Annotated in this window: 29 protein-coding genes and 1 tRNA gene; 21 read left to right on the forward strand and 9 right to left on the reverse strand. The window is 58.5% G+C overall.

The window, feature by feature from the left end; translation table 11 throughout:
- Positions 1-83: 83 nt before the first annotated feature.
- Complete coding sequence (locus ACTJKV_RS11230) at positions 84-2,663, reverse strand: mechanosensitive ion channel family protein (RefSeq protein ID WP_440598656.1); 2,580 nt, start codon at positions 2,661-2,663, stop codon at positions 84-86.
- Between the two features lie 168 nt (positions 2,664-2,831).
- Between ACTJKV_RS11230 and ACTJKV_RS11235 the strand changes: the two genes are divergently transcribed.
- Together ACTJKV_RS11235 and ACTJKV_RS11240 are read left to right on the forward strand one after the other, a co-directional pair.
- Complete coding sequence (locus tag ACTJKV_RS11235) at positions 2,832-3,083, forward strand: GlsB/YeaQ/YmgE family stress response membrane protein (protein ID WP_062427424.1); 252 nt, start codon at positions 2,832-2,834, stop codon at positions 3,081-3,083.
- Between the two features lie 161 nt (positions 3,084-3,244).
- A tRNA-Lys gene (locus ACTJKV_RS11240) sits at positions 3,245-3,320 on the forward strand.
- A 436-nt stretch (positions 3,321-3,756) separates the two neighbouring features.
- Here the strand turns inward: ACTJKV_RS11240 and ACTJKV_RS11245 are convergent.
- The 8 genes from ACTJKV_RS11245 to ACTJKV_RS11280 all read right to left on the reverse strand — a co-directional run bounded on the left by ACTJKV_RS11245 (position 3,757) and on the right by ACTJKV_RS11280 (position 7,983).
- Entirely contained in the window at positions 3,757-4,101 is a 345-nt protein-coding gene (locus ACTJKV_RS11245) for a helix-turn-helix domain-containing protein (protein WP_440598657.1), read from the reverse strand.
- A 1-nt stretch (position 4,102) separates the two neighbouring features.
- Positions 4,103-4,510 (reverse strand): hypothetical protein, encoded by a 408-nt coding sequence (locus ACTJKV_RS11250; RefSeq protein WP_440598658.1) that lies wholly within the window; start codon positions 4,508-4,510, stop codon positions 4,103-4,105.
- A 62-nt stretch (positions 4,511-4,572) separates the two neighbouring features.
- Entirely contained in the window at positions 4,573-5,757 is a 1,185-nt protein-coding gene (locus tag ACTJKV_RS11255) for a hypothetical protein (protein WP_440598659.1), read from the reverse strand.
- Between the two features lie 142 nt (positions 5,758-5,899).
- Positions 5,900-6,172: a hypothetical protein gene (locus ACTJKV_RS11260; protein ID WP_440598660.1), complete on the reverse strand. Its 273-nt coding sequence runs from the start codon at positions 6,170-6,172 to the stop codon at positions 5,900-5,902.
- Entirely contained in the window at positions 6,169-6,480 is a 312-nt protein-coding gene (locus tag ACTJKV_RS11265; protein ID WP_440598661.1) for a hypothetical protein, read from the reverse strand. Before ACTJKV_RS11265 ends, ACTJKV_RS11260 begins: the two co-directional genes overlap by 4 nt.
- Positions 6,477-6,818 (reverse strand): hypothetical protein, encoded by a 342-nt coding sequence (locus ACTJKV_RS11270; protein WP_440598662.1) that lies wholly within the window; start codon positions 6,816-6,818, stop codon positions 6,477-6,479. The genes ACTJKV_RS11265 and ACTJKV_RS11270 overlap by 4 nt, the downstream gene beginning before the upstream one ends.
- Entirely contained in the window at positions 6,815-7,126 is a 312-nt protein-coding gene (locus tag ACTJKV_RS11275) for a hypothetical protein (protein WP_440598663.1), read from the reverse strand. The genes ACTJKV_RS11270 and ACTJKV_RS11275 overlap by 4 nt, the downstream gene beginning before the upstream one ends.
- A gap of 245 nt (positions 7,127-7,371) precedes the next feature.
- Positions 7,372-7,983 carry a helix-turn-helix domain-containing protein gene (locus ACTJKV_RS11280; protein ID WP_440598664.1) on the reverse strand — a complete coding sequence of 204 codons (612 nt, stop codon included), beginning with the start codon at positions 7,981-7,983 and terminating at the stop codon, positions 7,372-7,374.
- Positions 7,984-8,011: 28 nt separating this feature from the next.
- Here ACTJKV_RS11280 and ACTJKV_RS11285 point away from each other — a divergent pair, with 28 nt between their 5' ends.
- The 19 genes from ACTJKV_RS11285 to ACTJKV_RS11375 all read left to right on the forward strand — a co-directional run bounded on the left by ACTJKV_RS11285 (position 8,012) and on the right by ACTJKV_RS11375 (position 23,827).
- Positions 8,012-8,377, forward strand: a complete 366-nt coding sequence (locus tag ACTJKV_RS11285; RefSeq protein ID WP_440598665.1) for a hypothetical protein — start codon at positions 8,012-8,014, stop codon at positions 8,375-8,377.
- Positions 8,367-9,971: a hypothetical protein gene (locus tag ACTJKV_RS11290; protein WP_440598666.1), complete on the forward strand. Its 1,605-nt coding sequence runs from the start codon at positions 8,367-8,369 to the stop codon at positions 9,969-9,971. The genes ACTJKV_RS11285 and ACTJKV_RS11290 overlap by 11 nt, the downstream gene beginning before the upstream one ends.
- A 412-nt stretch (positions 9,972-10,383) precedes the next feature.
- Positions 10,384-10,563 carry a hypothetical protein gene (locus tag ACTJKV_RS11295; protein WP_440598667.1) on the forward strand — a complete coding sequence of 60 codons (180 nt, stop codon included), beginning with the start codon at positions 10,384-10,386 and terminating at the stop codon, positions 10,561-10,563.
- On the forward strand, positions 10,560-10,829 hold the full coding sequence (locus ACTJKV_RS11300; protein WP_440598668.1) for a hypothetical protein: 270 nt from the start codon (positions 10,560-10,562) through the stop codon (positions 10,827-10,829). Before ACTJKV_RS11295 ends, ACTJKV_RS11300 begins: the two co-directional genes overlap by 4 nt.
- Positions 10,826-11,038 carry a hypothetical protein gene (locus ACTJKV_RS11305; protein WP_440598669.1) on the forward strand — a complete coding sequence of 71 codons (213 nt, stop codon included), beginning with the start codon at positions 10,826-10,828 and terminating at the stop codon, positions 11,036-11,038. Before ACTJKV_RS11300 ends, ACTJKV_RS11305 begins: the two co-directional genes overlap by 4 nt.
- 76 nt (positions 11,039-11,114) lie before the next feature.
- On the forward strand, positions 11,115-11,360 hold the full coding sequence (locus ACTJKV_RS11310; RefSeq protein ID WP_440598670.1) for a hypothetical protein: 246 nt from the start codon (positions 11,115-11,117) through the stop codon (positions 11,358-11,360).
- Positions 11,357-11,623 (forward strand): hypothetical protein, encoded by a 267-nt coding sequence (locus ACTJKV_RS11315; protein WP_440598671.1) that lies wholly within the window; start codon positions 11,357-11,359, stop codon positions 11,621-11,623. The genes ACTJKV_RS11310 and ACTJKV_RS11315 overlap by 4 nt, the downstream gene beginning before the upstream one ends.
- A 1-nt stretch (position 11,624) precedes the next feature.
- Complete coding sequence (locus ACTJKV_RS11320; protein ID WP_440598672.1) at positions 11,625-11,855, forward strand: hypothetical protein; 231 nt, start codon at positions 11,625-11,627, stop codon at positions 11,853-11,855.
- Positions 11,852-12,928 (forward strand): DUF7146 domain-containing protein, encoded by a 1,077-nt coding sequence (locus ACTJKV_RS11325; protein ID WP_440598673.1) that lies wholly within the window; start codon positions 11,852-11,854, stop codon positions 12,926-12,928. Before ACTJKV_RS11320 ends, ACTJKV_RS11325 begins: the two co-directional genes overlap by 4 nt.
- A complete protein-coding gene (locus ACTJKV_RS11330; protein ID WP_440598674.1) occupies positions 12,925-13,995 on the forward strand; it encodes a hypothetical protein in 1,071 nt (356 codons plus the stop codon). Before ACTJKV_RS11325 ends, ACTJKV_RS11330 begins: the two co-directional genes overlap by 4 nt.
- Before the next feature lie 72 nt (positions 13,996-14,067).
- Positions 14,068-15,918 (forward strand): hypothetical protein, encoded by a 1,851-nt coding sequence (locus ACTJKV_RS11335; RefSeq protein ID WP_440598675.1) that lies wholly within the window; start codon positions 14,068-14,070, stop codon positions 15,916-15,918.
- Positions 15,919-16,322: 404 nt separating this feature from the next.
- Complete coding sequence (locus ACTJKV_RS11340; protein WP_440598676.1) at positions 16,323-16,916, forward strand: hypothetical protein; 594 nt, start codon at positions 16,323-16,325, stop codon at positions 16,914-16,916.
- A 745-nt stretch (positions 16,917-17,661) separates the two neighbouring features.
- The gene (locus ACTJKV_RS11345; protein ID WP_440598677.1) at positions 17,662-19,104 is read left to right on the forward strand and encodes a hypothetical protein; all 1,443 of its coding nucleotides are present in this window, start codon (positions 17,662-17,664) and stop codon (positions 19,102-19,104) included.
- Positions 19,101-19,580, forward strand: coding sequence for a hypothetical protein (locus tag ACTJKV_RS11350; protein ID WP_440598678.1), 480 nt, complete (start codon positions 19,101-19,103; stop codon positions 19,578-19,580). Before ACTJKV_RS11345 ends, ACTJKV_RS11350 begins: the two co-directional genes overlap by 4 nt.
- Before the next feature lie 114 nt (positions 19,581-19,694).
- Positions 19,695-21,233, forward strand: a complete 1,539-nt coding sequence (locus ACTJKV_RS11355) for a portal protein (RefSeq protein ID WP_440598679.1) — start codon at positions 19,695-19,697, stop codon at positions 21,231-21,233.
- Positions 21,233-21,598 carry a hypothetical protein gene (locus tag ACTJKV_RS11360; protein WP_440598680.1) on the forward strand — a complete coding sequence of 122 codons (366 nt, stop codon included), beginning with the start codon at positions 21,233-21,235 and terminating at the stop codon, positions 21,596-21,598. The genes ACTJKV_RS11355 and ACTJKV_RS11360 overlap by 1 nt, the downstream gene beginning before the upstream one ends.
- A 12-nt stretch (positions 21,599-21,610) precedes the next feature.
- Positions 21,611-22,468, forward strand: a complete 858-nt coding sequence (locus ACTJKV_RS11365; RefSeq protein WP_440598681.1) for a hypothetical protein — start codon at positions 21,611-21,613, stop codon at positions 22,466-22,468.
- Positions 22,469-22,615: 147 nt separating this feature from the next.
- Positions 22,616-23,491 (forward strand): phage capsid protein, encoded by an 876-nt coding sequence (locus ACTJKV_RS11370; protein ID WP_440598682.1) that lies wholly within the window; start codon positions 22,616-22,618, stop codon positions 23,489-23,491.
- A gap of 60 nt (positions 23,492-23,551) precedes the next feature.
- Positions 23,552-23,827 (forward strand): hypothetical protein, encoded by a 276-nt coding sequence (locus ACTJKV_RS11375; RefSeq protein ID WP_440598683.1) that lies wholly within the window; start codon positions 23,552-23,554, stop codon positions 23,825-23,827.
- Positions 23,828-23,855: the final 28 nt, after the last annotated feature.

Genomic DNA, 23,855 nt, shown 5'->3' on the forward strand with positions numbered 1-23,855 from the left:
CGTCGCCCAAACGCCTGATTACGACATGCAAAAGGCTCGCCGCGACGGCAAGCCTTTTGACGATTTTCATGTAACGCGAATGCTCATTTTCGCTGCTTCGCGGCTGGTGCTTTCGGCTCCTCCGCCTTTACCTCTGAGAGTTTTTCTTCCTCGCCTTGCGGCTTGGAAACCTCGGACTTCGCCGCCTCTTGCTTTGGCGCAGCCGCGGCGCCGGTATGGGAGACGACGGCCTTGTCGCCCTCCTCCGAAAGAAGTGCCGCGAGGATTTGCGGGTTTGTCTCGCCTTCCATGTGAATGTTCAGATTGCGCTGCGGCATCGGGATGCTGATGCCTTCTTCACGGAAACGCTTCAGAATCTCCATCCGCAGATTGTTCTTGACGGTCAGCCCATGGGAGAGATCGGCAAGGTGGAAGCGGAGTTCGAAGTCGAGCGAGAAATCACCGAAGCGCAGGAATTCCACGTGCGGCTCGGGGTTTCTCAACACCGGCGTCTGCTTCTTCACCAGTTCCAGCAGGATATCCATGACCTTCTGCGGATCGGTTTCATAGGCAACCGACACCGGAATTTCGGCACGCTGGATGCGGTTTCGGTGCGTCCAGTTACCGACGGACGAGTTGATGAATTCCGAATTCGGCACGATGATTGATTGCCCCCGGAAGGTCTCGATCTCGGTCGCGCGCACCGACAGCCGCTTGACGGTGCCCTCGACTGCGCCAGTCACCACCCAGTCACCCACCTTGAACGGGCGCTCGACCAGCAGGATCAGACCGGACACAAAGTTCGAGACGATGTTCTGCAGGCCAAAACCGATACCAACCGAGAGGGCTGAAGCCACGAGTGCCAGGCTGGAAAGATCAAGACCGGCCGAGGAGATGCCGAAGATCGCCGCAACGACGATGCCGAGATAGCCGATACCAGTGCCGACCGAGTTTCGAACGCCGGCATCCACCTGACCGCGCGCCATGACGTTGCGATCGAGCCATTTCTGAAACCAGCGCGTCACCGCGTAACCGACGATGAAGACCAGAATGCCGCTAAAGATGCTGATGAGCGAAATCGACGTATTGCCGACCTTGAAACCCGTCAGCAGGCTATATGCCCAATTCTCGATGTCGCCGGGCTGAAAGCCCCAGGAGAAGAGAACCAGCGGTATGCCGAAGGCAAGCGCGATGGCGTAGATGCCGAGACCAGCGGCGAGGCCGGCCTGGTCGAGCGCCACCGGTCCAAGCCCAAAGCGCCGTCCGAGATAACGACCGGCCAGCGTTTCGCCGAAAGCGCCCTGACGCGAGATCGCTTTGCCGGACAGAATACCGATATAGACGGTGGCCACCACAGCGCCTGTTGCAATGACCTGTGTCGCGAGGAAGCGCGCAAGCCCCACATAGCCTGTCAGGCAAGCACCGATGAGCAACAGGCCACCCACACGCAGCAGAATGGCAAGCCAGCGCGGCATGCGCTTGTGGCCGCTCTCGGCGTCCTCGCCCTCGCCTATGACCGGCTTGAGGAACGAAAGGGCAAGTAAGATGACCCCGATGATGATCGAGGCCACGAAGCTCTTTGCCACGGTCAAGATCAGAGGGGAATTCAGCGTCTCGCTGATGGTGCTGAACAGGTAATCCAGACCATTGACGATCGCCATGATCAACATGGCGGACGAGATGGTATGCGCGCCGCTATTGGAGACATGCAGGAGGCGCCATTCCGGCTGCGTCGGCGCAAAGATCGCATAGGTCAGGCGCGAGACGAAATACACAAACGCGATGACCGACATCGCGACATAGACGATCGGCGCAATATCCGGCCGCAAGACGCCGAAATTATCCAGAAAGAAGCCCGAGGTGACCATGAACAGGAAGACCGACATGGATTGCACGGTCGTTGACCAGAAGGCGACGGACAAGCGACGCAGATAGGATGGCTCACCTGAAAAGGCCCGCCGCTCCATGCGGTGTCCGAGAAGGCGGTACCCGCCGACCAGGAACAGAAGAGCTGCCAGAACCGAAAGCGAGACGGCACCGAACATGGAAAGCCGTTTGTAATTCCAGACGAAGACCGACCAGCCAGTCAGCGAGCTGCTGAGCGTCGAGACCTCGTCGATGAACTCCCGGCCCGCTTCGGCCAGCACGGGCAGAGAAATCTCCGTGCGCTTGAACAGCGTGGCGGCAAACAGCGCGCGGCGAATGGAGGTGATGTTGTTCGACAGGGATGTGGCGCGCCCGGCAACAGCCTCGGCATCGCCCAGCACAGCGTTAATCTGCGACTTCTCCGAGTTCAGCCTGTTGCGCTCGTCGGTCACAACGCTGGCTTCCGGCGGCGCGCCCTCCTTGGGCGGCTCGCCGAGGGAGGTGATGCGACCGTTGATCTCATCCAGCCGCGCACGCAGAGTGGAGACGACGCTGTTGACGGAGGTCGACAGATCATCCGCCTTACCCTTGAGATCGACGAGCCGGGTATCGTCTCTGCCTCCATCCTCCAATTGACGGGTGATATCGGAAAGTGTGGCCTTGTACTTATCGAGTTCCTTCGTCGACCGCTCCACGACCGGCATGGTTGCAGCAGCCGGTGCCTGGGCAGGGTCTTGCTGCGCAAAAGCGAAGGAGGACAGCAGCATGCAGATCAGCGGAAGCAGAAGCAGAGAACGCAGCCATTTGTTCTCACTCATAGAAAACGTCATCAAACCTACCCTTTTGCTTCTGCCGAATCTTCTGGCCTTCATAATCGCCGTATAAGGCAATTCAACAGCAGCATCATACTCAAGCCGTGGAACTTCTTTTCGTCTCAACCATTAAAGTGCGCACAAGCAAATAGTGTCCATAGATGGAGGGTAATCATGGAATCAGCAGGTATCGGTTGGCTCGCAGCAATCATTATCGGTGGCATCGCCGGTTGGCTCGCAGAGCAGTTCATGAAGAGCAATATGGGTGTTTTGATGAACATCATTCTCGGGATCGTCGGCGCAGTGATCGCCAACGCCATCCTGTCGGTGTTCGGAATCGTTTTGGGCGGCTGGATTGGATACTTGATCGCTGGCTTCATCGGCGCCTGCATCCTGATCGCCGTGGCGCGAGCAATAAGACGCTAGGTCGCCAAAAAAATCTCTGATGAAAGAAGCCCGGATTTCCGGGCTTTTTTCTGAAAATGATATGCCACTCAAAAGAAAAATCGGAATATTTCATCATTGGCGCTAGACAAGGGAAATGAACCCCTTTATACGCCCCCTCACACCGCCACACGGTGCCGGTCGGGTGATTAGCTCAGTTGGTAGAGCAGCTGACTCTTAATCAGCGGGTCGTAGGTTCGAGCCCTACATCACCCACCAAAAACCTCAACAACTTCAATCTGATATCGTGAGTTTCCTCCCCTCAGTGGGACTTATGGGACGCTGCTTTAGTCCCACGTGGGATTTCCTCATTTCGTCTATTCACACGAACTAGCGCGGCAACCAAAAAAAGTCCGCCGAACTTAAATTAGCATTTGCTATTCCCTCTAAAGTAGAGATTTCTGTCTGTCGCCATTTTGGCGCTAGGAGAGGGAAATCATGAAAATTATTACGGTCGCTATAGTCGTGCTGCTTTCTGCTGGAAGCTTCGCTAACGCATCTTGCAATTTTCCAGATGACAGAGCGAGCGATGGTTCGCGCTGTGGTGGGCGCGCTGCTTCGGAACGCCCTGGCGGTCGCTGACAAAAAGCTCAGTTCTAAAATTCGATGCCGCCCGGGCGACCTTGGGCGGCATTTTTTGCGTTGGCGGCTACCCTTACGAGACCAGACGACGGACGCTCGCCAGTTGCTCTTTGAGATCCCGATTTTCCTTCAGGAGCTCGCTGAGATCGGAGGGCTCTGCATCGTCCACCAGGCCAGACAGAAATTCGATCGGCGACATCTTCAAAACGCGGCAAATTTCGAACAGGGCGCTAACCGAGATCCGGTTGGTGCCCTTTTCGTATTTCTGGATCTGCTGGAATGTGACCTTGATGCCATCGCCCAATTGCTCCTGGGTCATGCCTCGAGCTTTCCGGAAATCACGCAGGGCCGCGCCGATCTTCTCGTCGATCGGGCGGCTGGCTTGCTTCAGGCGGCGGCTGGTTTCTGTGTTTAGCATTTCAATTCTCCTGGTTGGTCGAGCGCACCGCGCCGACAGGTTGATATCGTTCGGGATAGAAAACTTCTTCGATGGCATTGACGCACCGGCTCGCCGCGACGCCGCCATGTTCGCGACGCTCGAGCGCTTCGGCGTAAGCGTCGATCGCGGCCTTGCACGCCGCCAGCTTTTCGCGAACCCACGTCGGAAGCGTTGTTTCAGGTGGGGCGACGGGTATGGGGAAGAGCACGCGCTCCTCAACCTTGACAAACTCGGTGCCAGGATGCGCGGCCGGGCCGTCTTGCCACTTTGACCAGTCCGACCAACCGCGTGCGTTGCTCACATGGTATCTGAACCTGTGCTGGTAGACACCGACGGGTGGCTGGCCTTGATATGCAGACAGTGCATGCGAGAGATCGTTGACAGACATGGCCGCCTCAAAGCCCCGACCATGGGGACGTAAATTTGCTCTGCTTTTCATCGTGGCTCCTCTTAGATTGCCAAGTCAGTGTTGCCGCCGCCCTCGTACCAGGTGACGAGGTTGCCGATCGCCGTCGTCGCCATTTCCGGATGGAGGGCGAGATAATGTTTCAGGATGGTGTGGGCACCCTGCAGGGAGTGGCCGGAGACTGCGCAGATCTGCGGGAGCGTGTTGCCGGCTAGTGCCATCCAGGTCACGCCGGTGGCGCGCAGATCTTTTTCCATCACAGTCTTGAGCGACGGCAATTTCTTCGCTGCAGCTGCTCGCACTTCGCCAAACAGGTTCCGGTAGGTGTAGGCATTCCATTGTTCCCAGGTGCCTTCGTTGAGGTGCGCGTAGGGACTGATGACACCCTTGGCCTTCCGGCGCTCTGCAGCGGCATCGAGGCGCTGCTTGTATGGCTCTGCGACCGGCGGATTGACGATCGCGCCTGTCTTGCGCTGCTGGATGACGAAACGGCTTCCACGAAACGCGGAGAGCTTCAGGTTCAGCCTGTCGCCTTGGCGCTGGCTTGTCCAAACCCCGCAAAACAACATGTCGGCAAGATCGATGCGCCGGAAGTCCTTGCCTTCGGCGGTCTCAATCATGCAATCAAACTCTTCCTTGGTGAGGAAGCGAGCGCGCGGATCCGGCTGCTGCATGTCGAGATCTCGAGCCGGATTGATGTTCATACCCTTCAGCCGGCCGGAGCGCATGCCCCACTTGATCGCCATGCCCAGGACGACGAGCGTACTCCGCGCCGTCGCCAGGCCGCGGTTGGACCATAGATCCTCATAGAGACCGAAACAGATCGTCTGGTCGAGCGCCAGAACTTCGGAGGCCCATAAATCCGGATCGTGCGTTTCGATCACGCGCGCCTTCTGCTTGTAGTCCCTGATGGTGTCCTTCGACTTGGTGAGGACGCGAGGGCTACCAAGCCAATCTTCCATAAGACGGGATATCGGATAGACGGCCGGCGCCTTCTTGCGCGCCATCATCGGGACGGCTGGCATGACCACAGGCGCGCTTTTCTCTTTGGCCGCAGTCAGACGCTTCACAAAGTCATTGGACCAATCAACGGCCTCGCCTTGGGTGAACCACCGGCCATTGGGGTGCTTCAGGTCCTGGGGCCTGTGACCCTTCTCGCGGAGGCCTGGACCCGGCTTGAAGCGCGGGCGGCCGTCACGCCATTCGATGTGTTTGATTTTTACTGTCACTCTGGAACTCCAAAAAAGACCCGGCGGCCACGCAACACACAGACCGCCGGGCGAGCGCCGGCACTTGCCCCCAGGGGGCTGAACAAAGGCAAATGCCGGATGGTACGACGCCGGAGGTCAGGCCACGCCGTAAGGGGATTGATCAGTTCGAGGTGTCGCCACCCTTCAGACGATACAGCGCAAGGCCGCCGCCTGTGGTGAGAGCGACTTTCGGCACCCTGCCCTTGACGAGTTCCTTCTCCTCGAGGCGCTTGATCGTGCGCAGCGAGAACCGTTTGTTGCCGATGTGAATGCGGCCATCGATGAGACGCTGGTTCTTGAAGAAATCGAGCGCGGCCAAGGCGTCGCTTTCCGCCGACGTCAGGTTCTTGCGCGGATCCATGATGGCGGGATTTTCGGTGAGTGGCGTAATCATGCGGCCTTCTCCTCCAAAACGGTTTCAGGTTTCCGGTTCAGTTCCTGGACGGCCGCAAGTGTCGCCAGCGGGCATCCATAGCGAATGTTGATCTTTGCCTTCTCATCCAGCCAAAGGATCATGCCGCACCAAAATCGTGCGGTGGCCTGGTCATCGACTTTCGGCAGGCGCCAGAGGAAATCATCTTCCTCGTCGACCTGGGGGCCGAACTTCTCGTGGCGCCAATATTCGAGGCGCCGGCTCCTGCAGACCGGGCAGGAGGCGAGCGCCTGCAGGCAGGTCTCTTTCTCCTCCAGAAGGGCGTTCATCCCTGCCCCCGCATCTTCCGTTCCGTCGCTCGAGCTCGCTCCGAATGCACAATGTATTCGGTGCTCAAAGATAGCCTGTAGAGATCGAGCGCGAGAGAAACGCCGGTGGGCGCCAAGAATTGCGCCGCGAGGCAAGCATGTGTCTGCACCTGGAAGCGCGCGAGAGCATCGAGCAACGCGACCCGGTTGGTGCCCCGCGCCAATTCGGCATTGAAGAAATCAACCATGTGGGTTGCAAAGGTGCTGGCACTCATCCGCGCGAGGCAAGCAGTTGTTGGGTTGGAATGGGAAAGCCCCTCTTCCAGGCTCAACCCGTCTGCAGACATAATCATCGTCATGCGTGCACCCTGCCCGAATAGCGCGCCGCGAGATCGCGGTTCTGGTTGGCGACTAGGCGCAGATGCGAGCTACCGCCGCTTGTGGGGGGCGGCTGGTCTTCCGTCTCGTCTTCCTGGGTGGTTGTGATGCCGCCGGCGTCTAACCAAGCTTCCATGGCCTTGCGCGGCCACTGCCAGCCAACCGAGCATTTGCGCGGCATGCCATGTTCCTGATGCAGGCGCAGCCAATGCCGGCGCACCCAATCTTCCGAGCGCTGCAGCGCCCCCGCCATTTCCGGCAGCATCACCAGTCTATCCGACAAACTCATGTGTTGCGTCTCCGTTGCAAATCAACCTGACGCAAACATGGCATGCCTTTCCATAAATGCAATACATTAATTGCATTAAGAGACTGAAATCATCCCATTCAATGGATAAACCGAAGTCGGTCGGTGCATCCACACCGCCATTTTCTGGTGGATAAACGACCGCAGCCCGTCAATCAGCACGTTCAACGCGCATCTCGGGCGGCAATCTCAATAGTTATTCGGTAGAACTAGCGGAATTTGAGCGCTTAGGAAGCCCGGCGCATTTCGCGGAGCATCGCTGTTGCTGTCCCTCTGATTTCGACGGATCGATCAAGGAGAATAGGCGCGGGTTCAATGCGACGATCGATCGATCGCGACATGAGATAGGGCGGCTCGAACAAGCGCAGAACGCGGCTGGAGCCGCCTGGGCGCTGACCAGAGAGATCGACACACACAATGTCGCCGGCTGAAGGCGCGACGTCCTCGTCGATGACGACGATATCTCCTGGGAGATATCCCTCGAGCTCGAGCGACCTGTCTAGAATCCTATAGGCCTGGAAATGATGATCTAGCGCGGCCGGGAGTATGAGACCGTTAGGAACATCAACGGCTTCCAGTCCGGATACAGAATTCCACGGCTTGATGTGATCTGCATCCAGGTAGGTCGGCCCTGGAGGCTGACGGCCTACAGCAGTGGCGATCTTTTCGAGCGTCTTCGTCGTGGTAGTGAATTCCGAATTCACGTCGATCGCGCGATAGACGGTGGTGGGTGAAACGCCGGCGAACTTCGCCAGTTCAATAGGAGACATATTGCGCTCAGTCATAATCGACTGAAGCCAATCCCTTATCTGCTCACGGGTTCCAGTGTTCCAGTTCACGGCCAACGCTCTTGTTAACGGAATAACGTTGGCAGAATGCAACATCGGAAAAACGCCCGCACAAACTATTAATGATCTTGACCCTAGTACCCAAATCAGAATAGCGATCTCATTTATGGAACACAACCATACCATAAATGAAATTGTTAGGCGGGCGGAGGCGATCGGCTTTCCGGTCCGTGATCTGTGCGGTGAAGCGGAAGTCAGCCTTTCGACATTTTGGCGATGGCAACAACCGGAAGCGAACCCGCGCATGCGAGATATGCGGGCCGCGCTTGATCGGATCGAACGCGTCCTGACCGAACGTGAACGCAAAGTTCTGGCCTCACTTGTACAGCGTCACCCTGAAGCAGCTTTGCGCAACCTCGATGAGGGAGAAGTCGATGCAAAGTAAAAACCTCAAAATTATCTTACTAGAGCCCTGGCAACAGGTGCCCGACTATTGGAAAGCACGACGTTCGGGATCTAATCCCGTCGATCTCATAAGTGATGCAAACTCTAGTTGGCTCCCATCCCATATCGTCGATGAGCAGGCTCGCGTAGTCTTCGATCTCGTCCTCAAAGCAGATTTCGAACCGTATGTAGTGCGGCCCTACTTGCCGGTTTACCCATCCACCGCAGTAGAGGGCGTACTGAAGACCACGCTCGTCATCGAACAATATTTTTTCATCTCCATCGATCTCAGAGAAGCGAACGATAAGGTTCTTTGGGCGTGCGAGGGAAATGGCAGCACATTCGAGTTCGACGTCAACAACGATCGCTCTGCGTCTGTTCCAGTTCAGGAATTCGAACTCCGCGCGTCGTCCGGCCATAGCGGTACAAACCACTTCGAGAGTGGGTGGCGCATCTCCAAGCATGAAAGCGGTTTGTTTCCTCTGCTCTCTCAACTGACCGAAAACAAGATAAGCCGCTACTGCAGCCGCCACAAATCCAATCCAGCCGGCGGTGGCCGAAAGCCAGTCCTGCAAAGTGCACCGGTTTTTCTCGCAAATGTAACTCTGAAGGCTGTCACTCGGACCATCGATGAACGCAGCAAGCAGCACCACGCTCGCCAGAACCAGAAAAGACAGAACTGGAATGTAAAACTGGCTGTGGTCCTTCAAATACCCACCCATATTGTTATAAAGATACTCAAGCGACTACTATTTCTTTTTCCTAGGTCTCTCAAGGAGATGCCTAAGCTTGCCTTGGGTCGTCATGCACCGCCGCACTATTCTACCTTTATCGGTATGAATGAGATAGTAAACTCGAATTATATAGTTATCCTCGTCAAATTTATCTTCGACATCAATTCCGGCAAACTTCAATGTGAATATCCACCCACTTGGAGCCTGCTGGCGATCGAGCCAACCGGCAATTCCTATGCCAAGATCCAACTCTCCATCTTCAAGATCTTGGCGCGGCATGTTTTTTGCACCTTTTTCAGAAGAACGATATACCAAGTGAATGGGGCAGATTTTTTGATCAACACCCCACCAACTGGCAATCTTTACTTCGAATTTCTTTATGTAGATCTGCTTTTTGTTCCAGTTTACGATCTGGTACCGGGTACCGTGTGCAACGTGTCCCGCAGAAAGCACCCTGAACTCTGGCTCTCCGTTTCCGAGCACAAAGTCAGTTTGTCGTGCTTGATGTTTGAGGCCTCTCCAAGTTATCGCGAGACCAATCAGCGCAGCGACAAGAGCAAAGTACCCGTTGAGCGCCGACAGCCAGCCCTGCCAACTGCAGTTGTCACCTTTGCAAGCTGGAAGATCCGGCAGCAAATAGCTCATAGAGAGAGCTTTTCCAGGCCACGCTTCCGGCAGAAATCTGGCTGCGAGCGCAACCAAGCACAACGTCGATATCGTGGCAACGCCGACCCAAAACGGCTTGTTTTCAGACATTCCTATTTCATTTCCCCGTCGAAAAAACTTGGACGGAATGTGACGTCCATCGTCAGCGCGCAAGCGCAATTTTGCCGTGAGTCTGGATCGGGAGGCAAGCTTTGATAGATCGTCTTTTTAGTAAATTTCGGGCAGTTCCTACTGTGGCCGGCGCCAGGGACAACTTGCACTTCCAAGATGAGGTGCGGTTTCGCGAGGGACGTTTTTCTAAGACGCATTTTTGTCCAGTCCTATTCGCCAACGATCACGACGATGACAGCGCTGCGTTGAAGGCATTCTATGAAAATCGACCGTACCTTTTCGACGGTGTGCTCTTTGAACCAAGCAGAGATAGCCGAGAGCTGACGGGCCTGCGTTTGAGGTTGTCCGCTGATGCTTTGGTTTTCATTCGTGACGGTCGCGTGGTGGATTACCTAGGCGACCCGGCGGGGGAGAAGCTCCTTACCGTAAGCATCAGCCACGGGCTCCGGCGCCGTACCGATCGCTGCACCCTGCATTTCAGAGCGAGGGTACATGCATGACCAGGCGTGTATCCAAAGGAGCCTACCTGGACGCCAACCAGGCGGAGGCCTGTCTCGAACTCTGGGCGTCCCGCAAGTTCGACACACACGACATTCACCGCATTTTGCGCGTTCCGGAACATGCTGTGTGCCGTCTTATCCAGGCGGCGCGCGACCTGGCGAGGATGCAGCGATGAGCCAATACACCGCCATTGCCTACAACTGCTACCGGTCGATGAACCAGGAACAGAACGCGGTCAATCTCCAAGGCATGATCGACAGGATCAATGCCGAGGTGGCGGCCGACGGCTGGCGCGGCGTGCGGGTGGCCTATTTCTACCCCTACCAGGACAGCATTTGCCTGCAGGTGGAGCCTGGCGTTTCCGCGCTCACTCTCGATTACCTGCGCAGCGTTGGGGTGATCCACCCGATCGCCGACGGCACGGAAAGGATCTCCGCATGACGAGTTTTAACACCGCCCCCATCCGCAAGGCCGTGCTCGAAAGCGAACAGCCGATTGTAGCGGCCGCCGTCGTCATCGGGGCAATGATCGACCTTCTCGCGACCCATTACGGCATCGAAGTGGCGTCCAACGTGGCCCACAGTCTGGCCTCGGCCGTCGATGAGGAAGCGACGCCGCCCGAGGCCGCGCCTGACCACCAGCAAACCTAATCGAAGAACTACCTCGCCGGATTTGTCCGTTGTTCCGGCGCGGCCGAGTGCCACATGAAATTATGAGATCCCGTGAATGCAACGGACACCATACCGGCCCAATCAGGACGCGGCGCTTTCCCGTATCGAGGAGAGGCGCGTCGCGTTGCGCATTTCCTTCCAGGAGCTTGCGCTCGCGGCAGACATCCCGCTTTCGACCCTTCGTCGATTGCGCAAGTGCGGCCGCGCGTCAGACGCGCAGATCACCGCGTTGCGTTTTGCCGTCAGGACGATCGAGCGCCGGCGCCGAGAAACCAAATCAATGTTTGGTGGCGAGGCATGAAGGAGAACAGGGCCGCCCGCATCGCTTTGAAGGCCATCCGGTTTGCGCTGTTTCATGCAGCGATCAAGCCCGCCGATCGGCGATCCGTCGAGATCTACCTTCTGGTGACGACATGCGGCGTCAACCAGGCAATCGCGGCCGACGTGTGCGGCTGCACCAAGCAGAATGTCAGCAAACTTTTGAAATCGGTCGAGGACCGGCGCGACCAGGCGGAGTTCGACCGCGCGCTGTCCGCCCTCGAGGCCGTTATCGTGGGAGAGTAAAATGCCAGTGAGCACAACAGGTACGGCGATCGACTTCGAAAGAATGCTGAAAGAGCAATTCCAGCGGAGATTGCGCGAGATTTCCCAGGAAGAAATCGAGGCCGCTAACAAGCGCGTTGCCGATCGGGTGAAAGGCGAGCTCGATAAAATCGCCCTGTCAGTCCTTCAGCAGTACGACATTCAGGCCCGCGAGTGCAGCCTCATAGTCACCGTGAAAAAGGCGGCGCTATGAGCCGCTTTTCCGTCGCCAAGGAAAAGGTGCTCGACGATCTGGAAAACATCGTCGAGCAGCTGTTGCGCGCTAGTCGCAAGCACAAGCGTCAGAGCCTTTGGAACGTGATCAATCCGTATCGCGCCAAGGCGAAGCCCGACCAGATGGCGGTTTGGCTGCAGGGCGCGCGGCGCGGCGCCTGGCGTGACTTTGTTTCCGGCGACGCCGGCGACGCGATCGACCTCGTCGCCTATGCCCTGACGGGTGATGTGAACGCAGATAGCCGAATGGCGGCCGTCGAATGGATCGAGGATCGCTATGGCCTGAAAGATATGAGCCCAGATCGGCGCAAGCAGATCGAGGCCGAGGCAAAGACCAGGCGCGCAGCTGCAGAGGCTCGCGATCGCGATCGGCGTGAAAAGTCGATCGCTCGAGCTCGTAAATTCTTCTTCAGCTGTGGCCCGATCGAGAACACGGCCGGCGAGGCCTATCTTGCGTCGCGCGGCATTCCTCTGTCGCAGATCTCCGGACTGGGGCGCTCCCTGCGGTTCCGCCAGGACTGCGAATATTGGATGGAGGAAGGGCGGCCGAGGATCCCGGCGATGATTGCCGCCCTCGTCGATGTGACCGGCCGGATCGGCGCTTGCCATTACACGTTCCTGCAGGCGGACGGATCCGGCAAGGCGTCCGTCGATAAAGCCAAGCTGATGTTTCCCGAGACATCAGAGCTCGTCATCCGCCTGACCAATGGCGAGAGCGGGCTTTCCGCCGAGGAAGCCGCCGCCAATGGCGTAATCGGCATTTGCGCGCTGACCGAAGGCATCGAGGACGGGCTTTCCGTCGCGCTCACCAATCCGGAACTGCGTGTGTGGGCCGCCGGCAGTCTGCCAGGCCTGCGCACCGTGCCCGACCATCCGTCGGTCAGTGGGTGGGTGGTGTTCAAGGACAACGACTGGGGCAAGCCCCAGGCCCAGGAACAATTCGACCTGGCGATCGCCAGGCTCAAGAGCTTCAGGAAGCCGGTTGAGGTGATCTCCATGCCGGCCGAGTGGGGGAAAGACGTCAACGACGCAATAAGGAGCGGATGGAAATGACAGATCTACTGTTGATCGACCCGATCGACTTCGCCGGCGCGATCGGCCACACATCGGCGAACCAGCTTTTCGCCATCCTGGAGGGCAACCCGCCCGAGGACGAAAACTGGTTTGATGGCATGCTCGAAAAGACCGAAAGCGATGTTTATTGCCTGGCGGACTATGTGCGCACCACAGAGGCAAACGGCGAACGGCTGTGGCGTTTCGCGTGCATTGAAGGTCTTGCGGAACAAAGCCTGCCTTTTCCGCCGAGCAATTTTGAGGACGTTAAATCGTCCCGCCGCTTGGCTTTCAACCTCTTCGCATCCACCGCCCTGCTCGCCTTTCAGCAGATCCAGGCTGCGCAGATGCAGGAGCTCGAGCCTGCCGAGGCGCCCGAGCAGCCCGGCCTGAAGCTTGCCGACAGCATTTTCGAACCGCACGGAAGCTTGGCCGACCAGGAGGACTTCCAGGCGCAATGGCTTGAGGATCAGCAGGCGGCCGACAAGCGCGCGCTCGAGGAGGCCGAGGCGAAAGACGCTGAAGCCGACCAGGCCGCGGTCTCGGCTGGCACGCCGATCGACGACACAGACACCAGCAACAAGCCGCCGGCGCTTTCCGTCGGGCAACAGGAGAAGAATGCCGATGAAAAAAGCACTGCAGACCAGGGACAGGAAACGCGCGGCCAGGCTGAACCGGATCCGTCGGCACAGGGCGATGTTTCTGACATGGCTGATGACGACGGCCAGGCGGACATTCGAGACGCCGCTGCAGCAGCGCCGGCACGTTCTTCAGAACTGGAGCAGGCGCCATCACAGCCAGAAGGCGAAGCAAGTGGCAAAAGCGATGAAGGTGTGAGCGATGGAGAAGCCGCAGCGGGCGCCACGCCAGCCGATACCGGGAACGGTGCGGAGAATATCGCCGTGGGCGGAGATCACTCTGGGACAGGCGGCGCCGAACAATCCACGGACGAGAAAAGCGCTGAAGGAACTGGCGGAGCAGCTGGCGAGGGTGTGGGGGTACAAAGCGAGGCCGCGAAAACTCCCGTGAAGCCCAAAAGTTCCAGGAAGAGCAAATCAACAAACTGAAATTGGGCGCTCATTTGTCAACCGGGAGGCAGGTTTTCACCTGCTTTTCGGTGACTGGGGAAAATATTTTTGATGGCTGACGAAAAAAACGACGGCACACGAAAAGTGGGCGGATTGATCGGCGGGGCGATCAGCAAGGTCAAGCACCAGCTGAAGGCAAAGGACGCGGCCTATCCGGAGCGTGGCAAGTCTCTTGATGGCGTCTTGCCCGGCAAGTGGATTGAAGATGGTCTGTTCGATGACACGGGGCACCTGCCCTATAACTGCCCGATCAGGCCGCTTGGCTATGACGGGGAGCATTACTATTTCGTCGACACGATGGGGCAGGTTTTCAACACCGGCGATAGCTCCATGGGTGTCGAACGCCTGCAGAAGCTTTTTGCAGGACATGAGGCATGGCTCGACTGGGCTTTCCCTGCCTATGACACGAAAGGGCGCGTGACTGGCTGGAAAGGTGAAATGGTCCGCCGGGCGCTTTACGCAGCCTGCAGAGAACGCGGCGCCTGGTCGTCGGCCGACATGGTGCGCGGCCGTGGCGCCTGGCGTGACAGCAAGGGCGGCTTGATCCTCCATTGCGGCGAGAGCCTTTGGATCAACGGCGAGACATTCGAAACCGGCGAGTATGACGACCATCTGTATGTCCGCCGGCCGCGTTCAATGGTGCCGTGGCATGAGCCGGTCACGAAAGAGAACAATCCGGCCGTGAAGGTCGTCGAGATCCTGCGGACCTGGAACATGGACCGTAAAGAGGTAGATCCGATCATCGTCCTGGGCGCGATCGGCGTCGCGATGTTGGGCGGCGCCCTTGAATGGCGGCCGTCAATGATGATTGTCGGCGACGCCGGCGTGGGCAAATCAGAGCTCAACGGAAAGAACGGCGTGCTGAAGACCATTCTCGGCCGCATGATGGTGTCCACGACTAACGCGACCGAGGCGGGTCTTTATCAGCTGGTCGGCCATGACAGCGTGCCGATCGCGATCGACGAGCTCGAGGGCGACGACGGGATCGACCAGGCGCAGAAGGTGATCAAGATGGCGCGCGACGCGGCGTCCGGATCCGTGCGTATTCGCGGCGGCCAGAACCATAAAGGCGTCGAGTTCCAGGCGCAGTCCACGTTCTTCTTTTCAGGCATTAACCCGCCGCCCCTGCCCCCAGCTTCTATGACCAGGCTCGCAATCATCCAGCTTATGCCGCTGGATCCAGGCAGCAACAAAGCGCCGGTCTTGCCTGATGCTGACACCGTTGGCCCCCGGCTATTGCGCCGACTGGCGGACAGTTGGGGCGATCTGCAGTACAAGCTGGACGATTACGCCAACATATTGCGAGAGCACGGCCACGACAGCCGAGGGCAGAAAACCTTCGGCACGTTCCTGGCAGTGGCACACACAATGCTTGGCGACGAAGGCTTGAAAGCGCTTGGTCTACCGCATGAGGATCTATCGCCCTGGGGCAAGTGGCTTGCTGCGGATCTCGTGCCGGAGCTCGAGGGACGTGCCCCGACCTGGGAGCAGGTGCTTATCAGCATCCAAACCTCTGTCATCGAAAACTATTCCGGCGGAGCTCGTCGCACCGTCGCCCAGGAAGTCGAGCGGATCAAGAACGGCGAGAGCATCAATGAAGTGCGCGATCGGCTGTCTCTGATCGATATCGGCCTCGTAGAGGATCCGGATCAGCCTAAGCATTACTGCCTGGCGATACCCAACCAGAGCCGCGTGCTCGCCAAGGCGCTCGCCGGCACGCCCTTCTCTAACGGGCAGCAAGGATCCTGGAGCTTCGCGTTCAAGCGTGGCGACCCGCGTGTGGTGCGGCAAAAGCTCGAGCTAAAGCCGGGCCACTTCGACAATCGCGTGACCGTCGCCGGCCGCCAGGCGCGCTGCAGCTTCATCTCCCTTTACGAGTATACGAGGTGGTTAAGTAAATGACCCCTGCAACCATTGGCGGCAGAGGCCCGCCATTTTGCGTCCATTTTCAGGGCCAAACCCGCACCCCGACCCTCCGGCATGCTCGAAACGGCGTGGTTGACGGTTTTTGCCTTGCTGTAGCGTATCCCTAGGCGTGTGTCGTGTCGCCGCAAACTGTCTAACTGTCTAATGAGTGTCTAACGCTAAGCGAAACACAACCATCTGATTTCATTACGTTAATCAGGATCATTAGACAGTTAGACAGTTAGACAGCAAAACCTCTCACAATGTGCGCTGGTGAGCGTATGCATACGAGACATAACGCTGTCTATCTGTCTAACTGTCTAAATATATATCTAACCATATGTTTTATATGGATAAATTTATTAGACAGAGAATAGGCACTCGCAAGACAGCGGAAGCTCATGAGCTCGAATAATAAATTCGATGATAATGGTTCAGAGGGACAGGATTGGCGTGCCGAGGCCGCCGGCGCGCTGGCCGCTCACGACCCGGAGAAGGCCGCAAAGCGTGGTCGAGGCCGCCCGGCCGGCGCGCGGAACCGCAAGACGCAGGATTTCGCCGCCTGGTACGAGGCCCAGGGCTATAAGGATCCGCTGCAGATGCAGGCGGAGTTCATGAGCGCCGACGCTGTGGGCATTCAGGCCTTCTTCATCGAGCACGAGCGGACGCAGAAGGCGATCGGCAAGGGCTACGGCCTGGCAGTGCCTTCCCTGGGCGAGATCGTGAAAGAGCAGCTGGCCTGTGCGCGCGACCTGGCACCATACCTGCACGGCAAGGCGCCGGTGCGCGTCGTCGTCGAGGACGAGCGGTTGCCGATCCTGGTCATCAACTCCGGTACCAACCAGATCGCCCAGGCGCAGAGCGTGGCGGCGCAACGCGGCCTGTCCGTCGGCCGTCCGCTGGTCGATGTCACCCCTAACAATATCAATGACTTAGCGGGTGGCGCGGGCGAAAGTCCCACGACTGAAAGTCCCACAGCGAAGAAAGCGAAGTGATATCAATGCGTTACGCGTTTCATTCACTGATAGGATATCAGTTGCCTTGGCCGCATATCGCGGGGGACCGGCACCATTTGGACGGTCGGCCTGGGCGCCGCTCGCCAGGCCGCGTCCGGTATGCCCCCCCTGCATGGCTGGCAGCGGCGCCCGGCCGGGGGGCCTTCCCCCGAAGCGGGGGGCACCCCACCCCCTGGGGGGGAGCGCCCGCGCACCGATCCCATTTTTCGCAATGGGCCTCAAGCCGGTTTCAGGGGGTGATTTGGAGCGCTTGCGCCGCGTCTAATCTCCTCCGCCTTGGGGTCGGGGTCCGGGTCGGCGTCGTCACCGCGCCTCTCCCTGCCCTCCTGGGGGTCGGGGGTAATTTTCTATCTCGGCTCGGGGGATGGATTGGAAAGCGGACGGCCTCAACCTGCAAACCTGCCGGTTTGCAGCTTTCAGCCGACTTGCTTAGGGGCCGGCGCGCATGCGCTATGCGCGCGCCGGCAGCTGGGGCAACCGTCGGAGCCAACCAATGAGCCAGCATATTTCCGATATCATCACGCGTGACGACGTCCGGACCTTCTCTGACGCCGAAATGCGCAAGAAGATCGCGGATCTCGACTATGTCGGCGATTTCGATCCCTTCAATTACACGCCGCCTGGTCCTGTCGGTGAGGGCTTCCTCAACTCCTCCTATCTGACGACCTTCGTCATGGGCCCACTTGGTGGCGGCAAGACCACCCTATGCGCGTTCAGACGCATCATGGCGGCCACCCTGGCGCCCGTCGCCTGGCATCCGGAAGACAAAAAACCGACACGCATGTGTCGGTGGGTCGTGCTTCGCGACACCTTCCGATCGGCGGAAAAAACCGTTCTTGAAAGCTGGAAGCAATGGTTTCCGAAGGGCTTTCCCGGCTCTAAGTGGGCCGGCGGCAATGACAGGCCTGTAACCCACACGCTGCGGTTCATGGGCACCGACGGTATCAGGATCGAGATCGTCACCGAATTTGCCGGCCTTGGCGAAAACTCCATCGAAACGCTGATGAAGGGCCGCGAATATTCGGGCGCCTGGTTGAACGAGGCGGACACCCACGCGGACGGCGCCCTTGACGACCTCGAGCAGCGCGTCGGCCGTTATCCATCGGCTAACATCTTGCTCACGGTGGCGGAGCTCGAGAAGCTTGGTCGCGAGCTTGGCCGCACGATCTACTCGGGCCAGCGTCAACGCCAGGTCATCGGCGACCTAAACGCGCCGACGGTCGATAACTGGGTCTATAAGAAGTTCATCAAGGAACCGACTGAGGATCGCCACCTATTTCGCCAGCCGTCCGGCCGGTCCGCGCAGGCGGAAAACCGCTTCAACCTGGATCCGGATTATTACGATCGCATCGTGCGTAACCAGGAAGACCATTTCATCAAGCGCATGGTGGACAACGAGTTTGGATATTCGCGCCACGGCAAGCCGGTATTCGAAAAGTTCAACCGAGATATTCACGTCGCGCGATCGCGGATCTACTTCGAGCCAAAGCTTACCCTGGGCATAGGTATCGATATTTCTATGAACACCCTTAACCCGGCTGCAGTTTTCGGCCAGGTCAAAGGCTCCCGGATCTGCGCGATCGACGAGCTCTATCTCGGTCATGGCGTCGGCGCCGCACGCTTCGGCGAAGGCCTCGATCGAAAGATCCGGGAGGATTACGCCGGCGCCACCAAAATCCGGATCTGGTGTGACCCGGCGGCCGAGTATGGCGCCGACAAGGAAGGCGGCCAGCTGACATCGATGGAAACGATCGCCATGATCCTGGGCCTGCCGATCCTCATTCCGGGCAATGGTTCGAACGAATTGGGCATGCGCCTGGATGCGGTAAAAACGGAACTCCGCGGATATCACGAACCGCAAAGCGAGCTCCTGATATGCCCCGAAAAGTGCCCTCTCCTCCTCGAGGGCTTCGACGGAAAGTACCGTTACAAGCGCCGCAAGGAACATGCTTCGACCGAATTTGAAGAGCAACCGGAAAAAACTCACCCACATGCCGACGTCCAGGACGGGCTGCAATACCTCATCATAGGTTTCAGAGGCCGCGCCGGCATCATCCGTGCAGCTTCTGACAAAGAGCGGGACGCCAGCCGATCACGTGCGCCGGGATCTTCTCGCTCTCCGTGGGGTCGGGGGGGCTTTGATCCGCATAAGGCGGGCTTGCAATGAGCTACCGGCTAGACAGCCCCGCAACACTCTTCGACGTGGCGGAGCTCTGTGGCGCCACCACCCGCATTCACTGGGCAGTTGCGCGCGAGATGTGGCGCACTGGCGAAACCTTCGCCATGCGCGATGACGACAAACTGTTGGGTGTTTTCGGTCTCTATCCGATCGAGGAGGGTGCCGAGGCCTGGTTCGATATTCGCCCTGAAGGCGCTCCCTTCATGCTTCGGCTGATCCGGGACATACGGTTGACCTTAGCTTCCCGCTCTTACCCTGAAATCGTGGTGATCTGCCACACAGAGGCCGGGCGCCGCATTGCGGTGGCATCCGGCTTCCAGCTTTTCAGCGAAGGGGATCTGACTTATGGGCGGTATGTTAGGCGGGGGCAGCAAGGCCAGCAAACAGGCGCAGGAACTGCAGAAGCAGGAAGCGGCCGCGCAGCAGCGCCGGATGCTGGCGGATCTCGCGCGTCAACAGGCTGAAGTTGACCAGGCGTCAGCAGGGCGTACCGGCCGCAAGACCGGCAGCCGAATGCTGACCTTCATGAACGAAACCTATCTATCAGGATCCGGAAACGACAAGTTCGGTAGCGCCTGATGTTCGAAGTCTCGAAGCTGAAGGCACGCCGCAACCAGGCGCAGAAGGAGCGCGACGCAATTCAGCCGCTCCTGGACGAGGCGTATCAATACGCAATTCCTTTCCGAAAGTCGTCGCGCAACACAGGCCAAGGCGAAAAGCGTGTTGACCAGGTGTTCGACCACACGGCGATCGACGCGGCTTTTCGTTTCGCGGGGAAGGTTCAGCAGGATTTCTGGCCGGCCGGTCAGGACAATTTCGAGATCGAGCCCGGTCCGCTCGTAATGGATATCTCAGAACGAGAAAAATTTGCCAAGGAACTTGCCCCGGTCAGCAAGGTCGCCGGCGCCTTCTTCGAGGACGGCGATTGGGACATGGCTTTCCATGAGATGGCGCTGGATCTCTCCGCCGGTACCGGCGCGATCCTCATGAACCCTACGGACGATCCGGAACTTCTTTGGGAGCCGATTTCGGTATCGATCGACGAGGTCAAGATCGAGCAAGGCCCGAACAACAAAATTGCCGCCATCTTCTGGGACCGTAAGATGACGGTGCGTGTGCTTTTCGACACTTGGCCGGAAGGCAAGTTTGGCAAAGACCTTTCTGAGCTCCACCGCGAGAAGCCGGAGGCAGAGATCGAGGTTCACGTCGATACGGTGTACGAGCGGAAAACCCGGCGTTGGCATATGCTGGTCTGGTGCAACAAGCAGGATACCATTCTGTTTTCCAGCCAATCGCGCACCTGCCCATGGCTCATTCCCCGCTATTTCCGCGTTCCAGGCGAGACCTACGGTCGCGGTCCTGTCATGCTCGCCATGCCGACGATCAAGACGCTCAACACCACGGCCCGCCTGCAGCTGCAGGCCGCTGCGATCGCGATGCTTGGTATTTACACGGCGGTCGATGATGGTGTGTTTAATCCGGACCTCGCCACTCTCTCACCCGGTGCAATCTGGAAGGTGGCGCGAAACGGCGGGCCTAGCGGTCCTTCTCTAAACCGCTTTCCGGATCCGCGCCTGGATCTCGGCAATCTCGTGATCAACGACATGCGCATGAGCGTGAAGGCGACGATGATGGATCAGTCGCTGCCTCCGGATGGCGCTGCCGTGAAATCGGCAACCGAGATCCTAGAGCGCGTGAAGCGCTTGGCATCCGATCACCTGGGCGCCTATGGCCGACTGATCAAAGAGGTCACTATCCCGGCCGTGAAACGCGTGCTCGAGCTCGCCTACAATCGCGGTCTGATCAAGGTGGAAATCCCGATCGACCAGCTGATCACAAAAGTCCGGATCAAGTCGCCTCTGTCGATTGCCCGTGAGGCGCAGCGCATCGAGAAAATCGTCCAGTGGCTTCAGATGGTGCTGATGATCCTGCAGGACCGCGCCGGCCGTGTCGCGCACCTCGACGACGCATTGTCAGATATCGGGCGGCAACTGGGTGTTCCGGCCGAATACATCGTCACGAAAGATCAAAGAAAACAGATGGACGATAAGGAAGAGCAACAAATGCAGGCGGCCGCCGCCCTTCAGGCTGCAGCTGCAACAGCCGGAGCAACATAGTGAACGTCAATTCGCTGCAGGACATCATCAACGCCGCCTCTACGGGCGGCTGGGACTTTGTCGAGGGGGTGAACCCTGAAGCAAAGAAGGCACTCACGATCCAGCAGGCAAAAGATGCCGAAGATCAAAAGTCGATCGCGCGAGCATGGGCACGTTTCGCCAGGAGCTCAGACGGCAAGAAGGCCCTTGAGCAGCTTTTCGATACGACTTTGAGGCGGACAGTGTTCTTCACCTCTCTTGGCCTGGACCCAATGTCCATGGCCGTTTTCGGTGCATTTCGCGAGGGACAGAACGCCCTGGCACACGAGATTGCCCGCCAGATCGGCTTGGGCAATTCCGAGGCAACCAAGCCTCGTGACATATAAGGAAGGCGTGACATGTATGAGATTTATGCGCGGCGCTGGCAGCGCCTTTATAATGCTGAAGGCGGCGGCGGTGGTGGTGGCGGCGGCAGCACTGAGAGCGGAGGCGACAACGGCGGCTGGAAAGCTCCCGACGGTCTGCCTCCCGAATTCGCCGGCGCCAATGCCGATGAAACGCTCGGCAAGTTGCTTGGCGGCTATTCCGACCTCAAACCCCGCTTTGACGGCATGCGCGAGAAGCTGTCAAAAATGCCGGCGGCGCCGGAAAAGCCGGACATGTATAGTTTCGAACCAGCCGACAATTTGAAGCCCTACTTCGGCGATCTGTCGCAGGACAAGTATTTCGACGCCGCAAAGACAGCCGCCCATAAGCATGGCCTTAGCCAGGAGCAGTTTGCCGGTTTTGTGTCCGACATCTACTCCCCGCTTGTCGAGCAAGGCCTCATTGCGGCGCCGTTCGACCCTGCGGGGGAACTTAAAACTTTCTCCACGGCCACAGGCCTCGACACTAAAGGCACGCACGAAACGCTTTCCGCCAACGAGGCCTTTGCAAACGGTCTCGTTGCGCAGCTGAAGGACGTTCCGGACAGTCTGAAGAACGATGTCAACGCGCTCCTGGTCGGCATGACGGACACGGCCGCAGGCAATGTGCTGCTCCGTGCCCTGTCCGGCCGCCTCTCCGAAAATGGCATTCGCATCGCTGGAAACGCCGGCGACAACGGCGCCCTGACAGCGGACGACTTGAAGAAGCTCGATTCCGATCCTCGTATCGACCCGCGCAATAGGGACCATAAGGATCCTAACACGCGCTTCGATCCGGAACTCCGCAAACGCTACGACGACGCTTACAACAAGCTGCAGCGCGGCCAGTAAGTTGACCAGACACGCCCCCGCTTATCGTCAAGATCAGCACAGGGCGGACCTGCAACGCCTGCGGCCTCTCCGGCACTGACCGGACCCGCAGGCCTTGTGGCCTCTCCTTCCCCGGTGTTCTCCCAACATCATCGAGGAACTTCGTCCATGACGATCAACGCTAATGCATGGAACACGACCCAGTTCGCCAATCGGGCCATGGCGATCTATCAGCAAAAAGGCAATCGCCTTCGCCCGACAATCACCCAGGCCGTTCGTATCGAGAACAATGAAAAGGCAGTCTTCTGGCTTGCCGGCAAGTCCAAGGCAAAGAAGAAGACCCGCCGAGAACGCAACACGCCGGGCAACGCCGATCGCAAGCGGTTCGACGTAGCGCTCGAAACGTGGGTCGCATTCGACGAGGTCGAAGAGTACGACGTGGACCGCATGACCGTGGACGAAAAAGAAGTCGTCTACGAAAGCGGCGCGAACGCCCTTGGTCGCGCGACCGATATCGAAGTCTATCAGAAGATGCAGGCCGCAGTGCCGACCGTACCAACTGATCTTGATTTCTCCGCCGGCGCATTCAACGCAGCAAATGCAATGCAGCTTTGCGCAGCACTGCAGGATGACAAAGTTCCCTGGGATGGCAACGTGTATTGCGGCCTGCCGTCGAAGCAGTGGAACCAGCTTATCGCGAACAAGGTCGTGAACAGCAGTGACCACGTGGGCACCGACATTCCGTTTGTGAAGGCAACGGACAGCCGGTTTTGGAACGGCGTTAACTGGTTCCTGTTCGTCGAAGAAGACCCGCTGGATCTCTACCCCGTTCCGGCCGCCAACAAGCAGGATCTTTTCATCTGGCACAAGACTGCATTGGGCTGGGGCAACAACACGGATCTGCGTGTGATTACCCAGTGGGACAACCGCGAAGACGTTTGGACCATCAACATGCAGGCCAAGGGCTGCGCAACGCCCCTGCAGGAAGGCAAGGGGATCAAGCGCTTCAGGACTTCCACCAACTCCGCGATCTCCATCGTCTAACAATGCCGCCGGCGTTCGCGCCGGCGCGCACCCTCTCTCACCAGCTTCTGGAGAAATGCAATGGCTTTCGAAGTCAAAGGCTTCCGCACCGTGGACCACATGACCAATCCTTCCGGCGCGGCCGGCGCCAACCTTGGCGTTCACAAGTATGTCACCAATGACGACCGCGCTGCAGTCGAGACGGCCGGTTACTTTAACGCACTGGTGCAGCGCCTGAAGGTCGGTGACCACATCGACATGACGCTCGCCCTGGCGACGGCGCCAGTACGCCGCAATTACATCGTCACGGCAAATTCCGGGACCGCTATCACCATCGCCGCCCAGAACGTCGCTTGATGTTTTGATGTAGCCCTGCCCTCGCCGG

Origin of the sequence: Agrobacterium sp. 22117, assembly GCF_052045735.1 — a bacterium.
Taxonomy (GTDB): Bacteria; Pseudomonadota; Alphaproteobacteria; order Rhizobiales; family Rhizobiaceae; genus Agrobacterium; species Agrobacterium cavarae.

Excerpts from the sequence above, each read along its gene's own strand:
- ACTJKV_RS11365 (WP_440598681.1), top strand. The coding sequence starts at position 21,611 with ATGTATGAGATTTATGCGCGGCGCTGGCAGCGCCTTTATAATGCTGAA.
- ACTJKV_RS11300 (WP_440598668.1), top strand. The coding sequence starts at position 10,560 with ATGAGCCAATACACCGCCATTGCCTACAACTGCTACCGGTCGATGAAC.
- ACTJKV_RS11375 (WP_440598683.1), top strand. The coding sequence starts at position 23,552 with ATGGCTTTCGAAGTCAAAGGCTTCCGCACCGTGGACCACATGACCAAT.
- ACTJKV_RS11315 (WP_440598671.1), top strand. The coding sequence starts at position 11,357 with ATGAAGGAGAACAGGGCCGCCCGCATCGCTTTGAAGGCCATCCGGTTT.
- ACTJKV_RS11355 (WP_440598679.1), top strand. The coding sequence starts at position 19,695 with ATGTTCGAAGTCTCGAAGCTGAAGGCACGCCGCAACCAGGCGCAGAAG.
- ACTJKV_RS11290 (WP_440598666.1), top strand. The coding sequence starts at position 8,367 with ATGCAAAGTAAAAACCTCAAAATTATCTTACTAGAGCCCTGGCAACAG.
- ACTJKV_RS11310 (WP_440598670.1), top strand. The coding sequence starts at position 11,115 with ATGCAACGGACACCATACCGGCCCAATCAGGACGCGGCGCTTTCCCGT.
- ACTJKV_RS11345 (WP_440598677.1), top strand. The coding sequence starts at position 17,662 with ATGGCGGCCACCCTGGCGCCCGTCGCCTGGCATCCGGAAGACAAAAAA.
- ACTJKV_RS11335 (WP_440598675.1), top strand. The coding sequence starts at position 14,068 with ATGGCTGACGAAAAAAACGACGGCACACGAAAAGTGGGCGGATTGATC.
- ACTJKV_RS11330 (WP_440598674.1), top strand. The coding sequence starts at position 12,925 with ATGACAGATCTACTGTTGATCGACCCGATCGACTTCGCCGGCGCGATC.
- ACTJKV_RS11320 (WP_440598672.1), top strand. The coding sequence starts at position 11,625 with ATGCCAGTGAGCACAACAGGTACGGCGATCGACTTCGAAAGAATGCTG.
- ACTJKV_RS11265 (WP_440598661.1), bottom strand. The coding sequence starts at position 6,480 with ATGAACGCCCTTCTGGAGGAGAAAGAGACCTGCCTGCAGGCGCTCGCC.
- ACTJKV_RS11260 (WP_440598660.1), bottom strand. The coding sequence starts at position 6,172 with ATGATTACGCCACTCACCGAAAATCCCGCCATCATGGATCCGCGCAAG.
- ACTJKV_RS11325 (WP_440598673.1), top strand. The coding sequence starts at position 11,852 with ATGAGCCGCTTTTCCGTCGCCAAGGAAAAGGTGCTCGACGATCTGGAA.
- ACTJKV_RS11305 (WP_440598669.1), top strand. The coding sequence starts at position 10,826 with ATGACGAGTTTTAACACCGCCCCCATCCGCAAGGCCGTGCTCGAAAGC.
- ACTJKV_RS11235 (WP_062427424.1), top strand. The coding sequence starts at position 2,832 with ATGGAATCAGCAGGTATCGGTTGGCTCGCAGCAATCATTATCGGTGGC.
- ACTJKV_RS11270 (WP_440598662.1), bottom strand. The coding sequence starts at position 6,818 with ATGACGATGATTATGTCTGCAGACGGGTTGAGCCTGGAAGAGGGGCTT.
- ACTJKV_RS11350 (WP_440598678.1), top strand. The coding sequence starts at position 19,101 with ATGAGCTACCGGCTAGACAGCCCCGCAACACTCTTCGACGTGGCGGAG.
- ACTJKV_RS11245 (WP_440598657.1), bottom strand. The coding sequence starts at position 4,101 with ATGCTAAACACAGAAACCAGCCGCCGCCTGAAGCAAGCCAGCCGCCCG.
- ACTJKV_RS11230 (WP_440598656.1), bottom strand. The coding sequence starts at position 2,663 with ATGAGTGAGAACAAATGGCTGCGTTCTCTGCTTCTGCTTCCGCTGATC.
- ACTJKV_RS11250 (WP_440598658.1), bottom strand. The coding sequence starts at position 4,510 with ATGTCTGTCAACGATCTCTCGCATGCACTGTCTGCATATCAAGGCCAG.
- ACTJKV_RS11340 (WP_440598676.1), top strand. The coding sequence starts at position 16,323 with ATGAGCTCGAATAATAAATTCGATGATAATGGTTCAGAGGGACAGGAT.
- ACTJKV_RS11275 (WP_440598663.1), bottom strand. The coding sequence starts at position 7,126 with ATGAGTTTGTCGGATAGACTGGTGATGCTGCCGGAAATGGCGGGGGCG.
- ACTJKV_RS11370 (WP_440598682.1), top strand. The coding sequence starts at position 22,616 with ATGACGATCAACGCTAATGCATGGAACACGACCCAGTTCGCCAATCGG.
- ACTJKV_RS11295 (WP_440598667.1), top strand. The coding sequence starts at position 10,384 with ATGACCAGGCGTGTATCCAAAGGAGCCTACCTGGACGCCAACCAGGCG.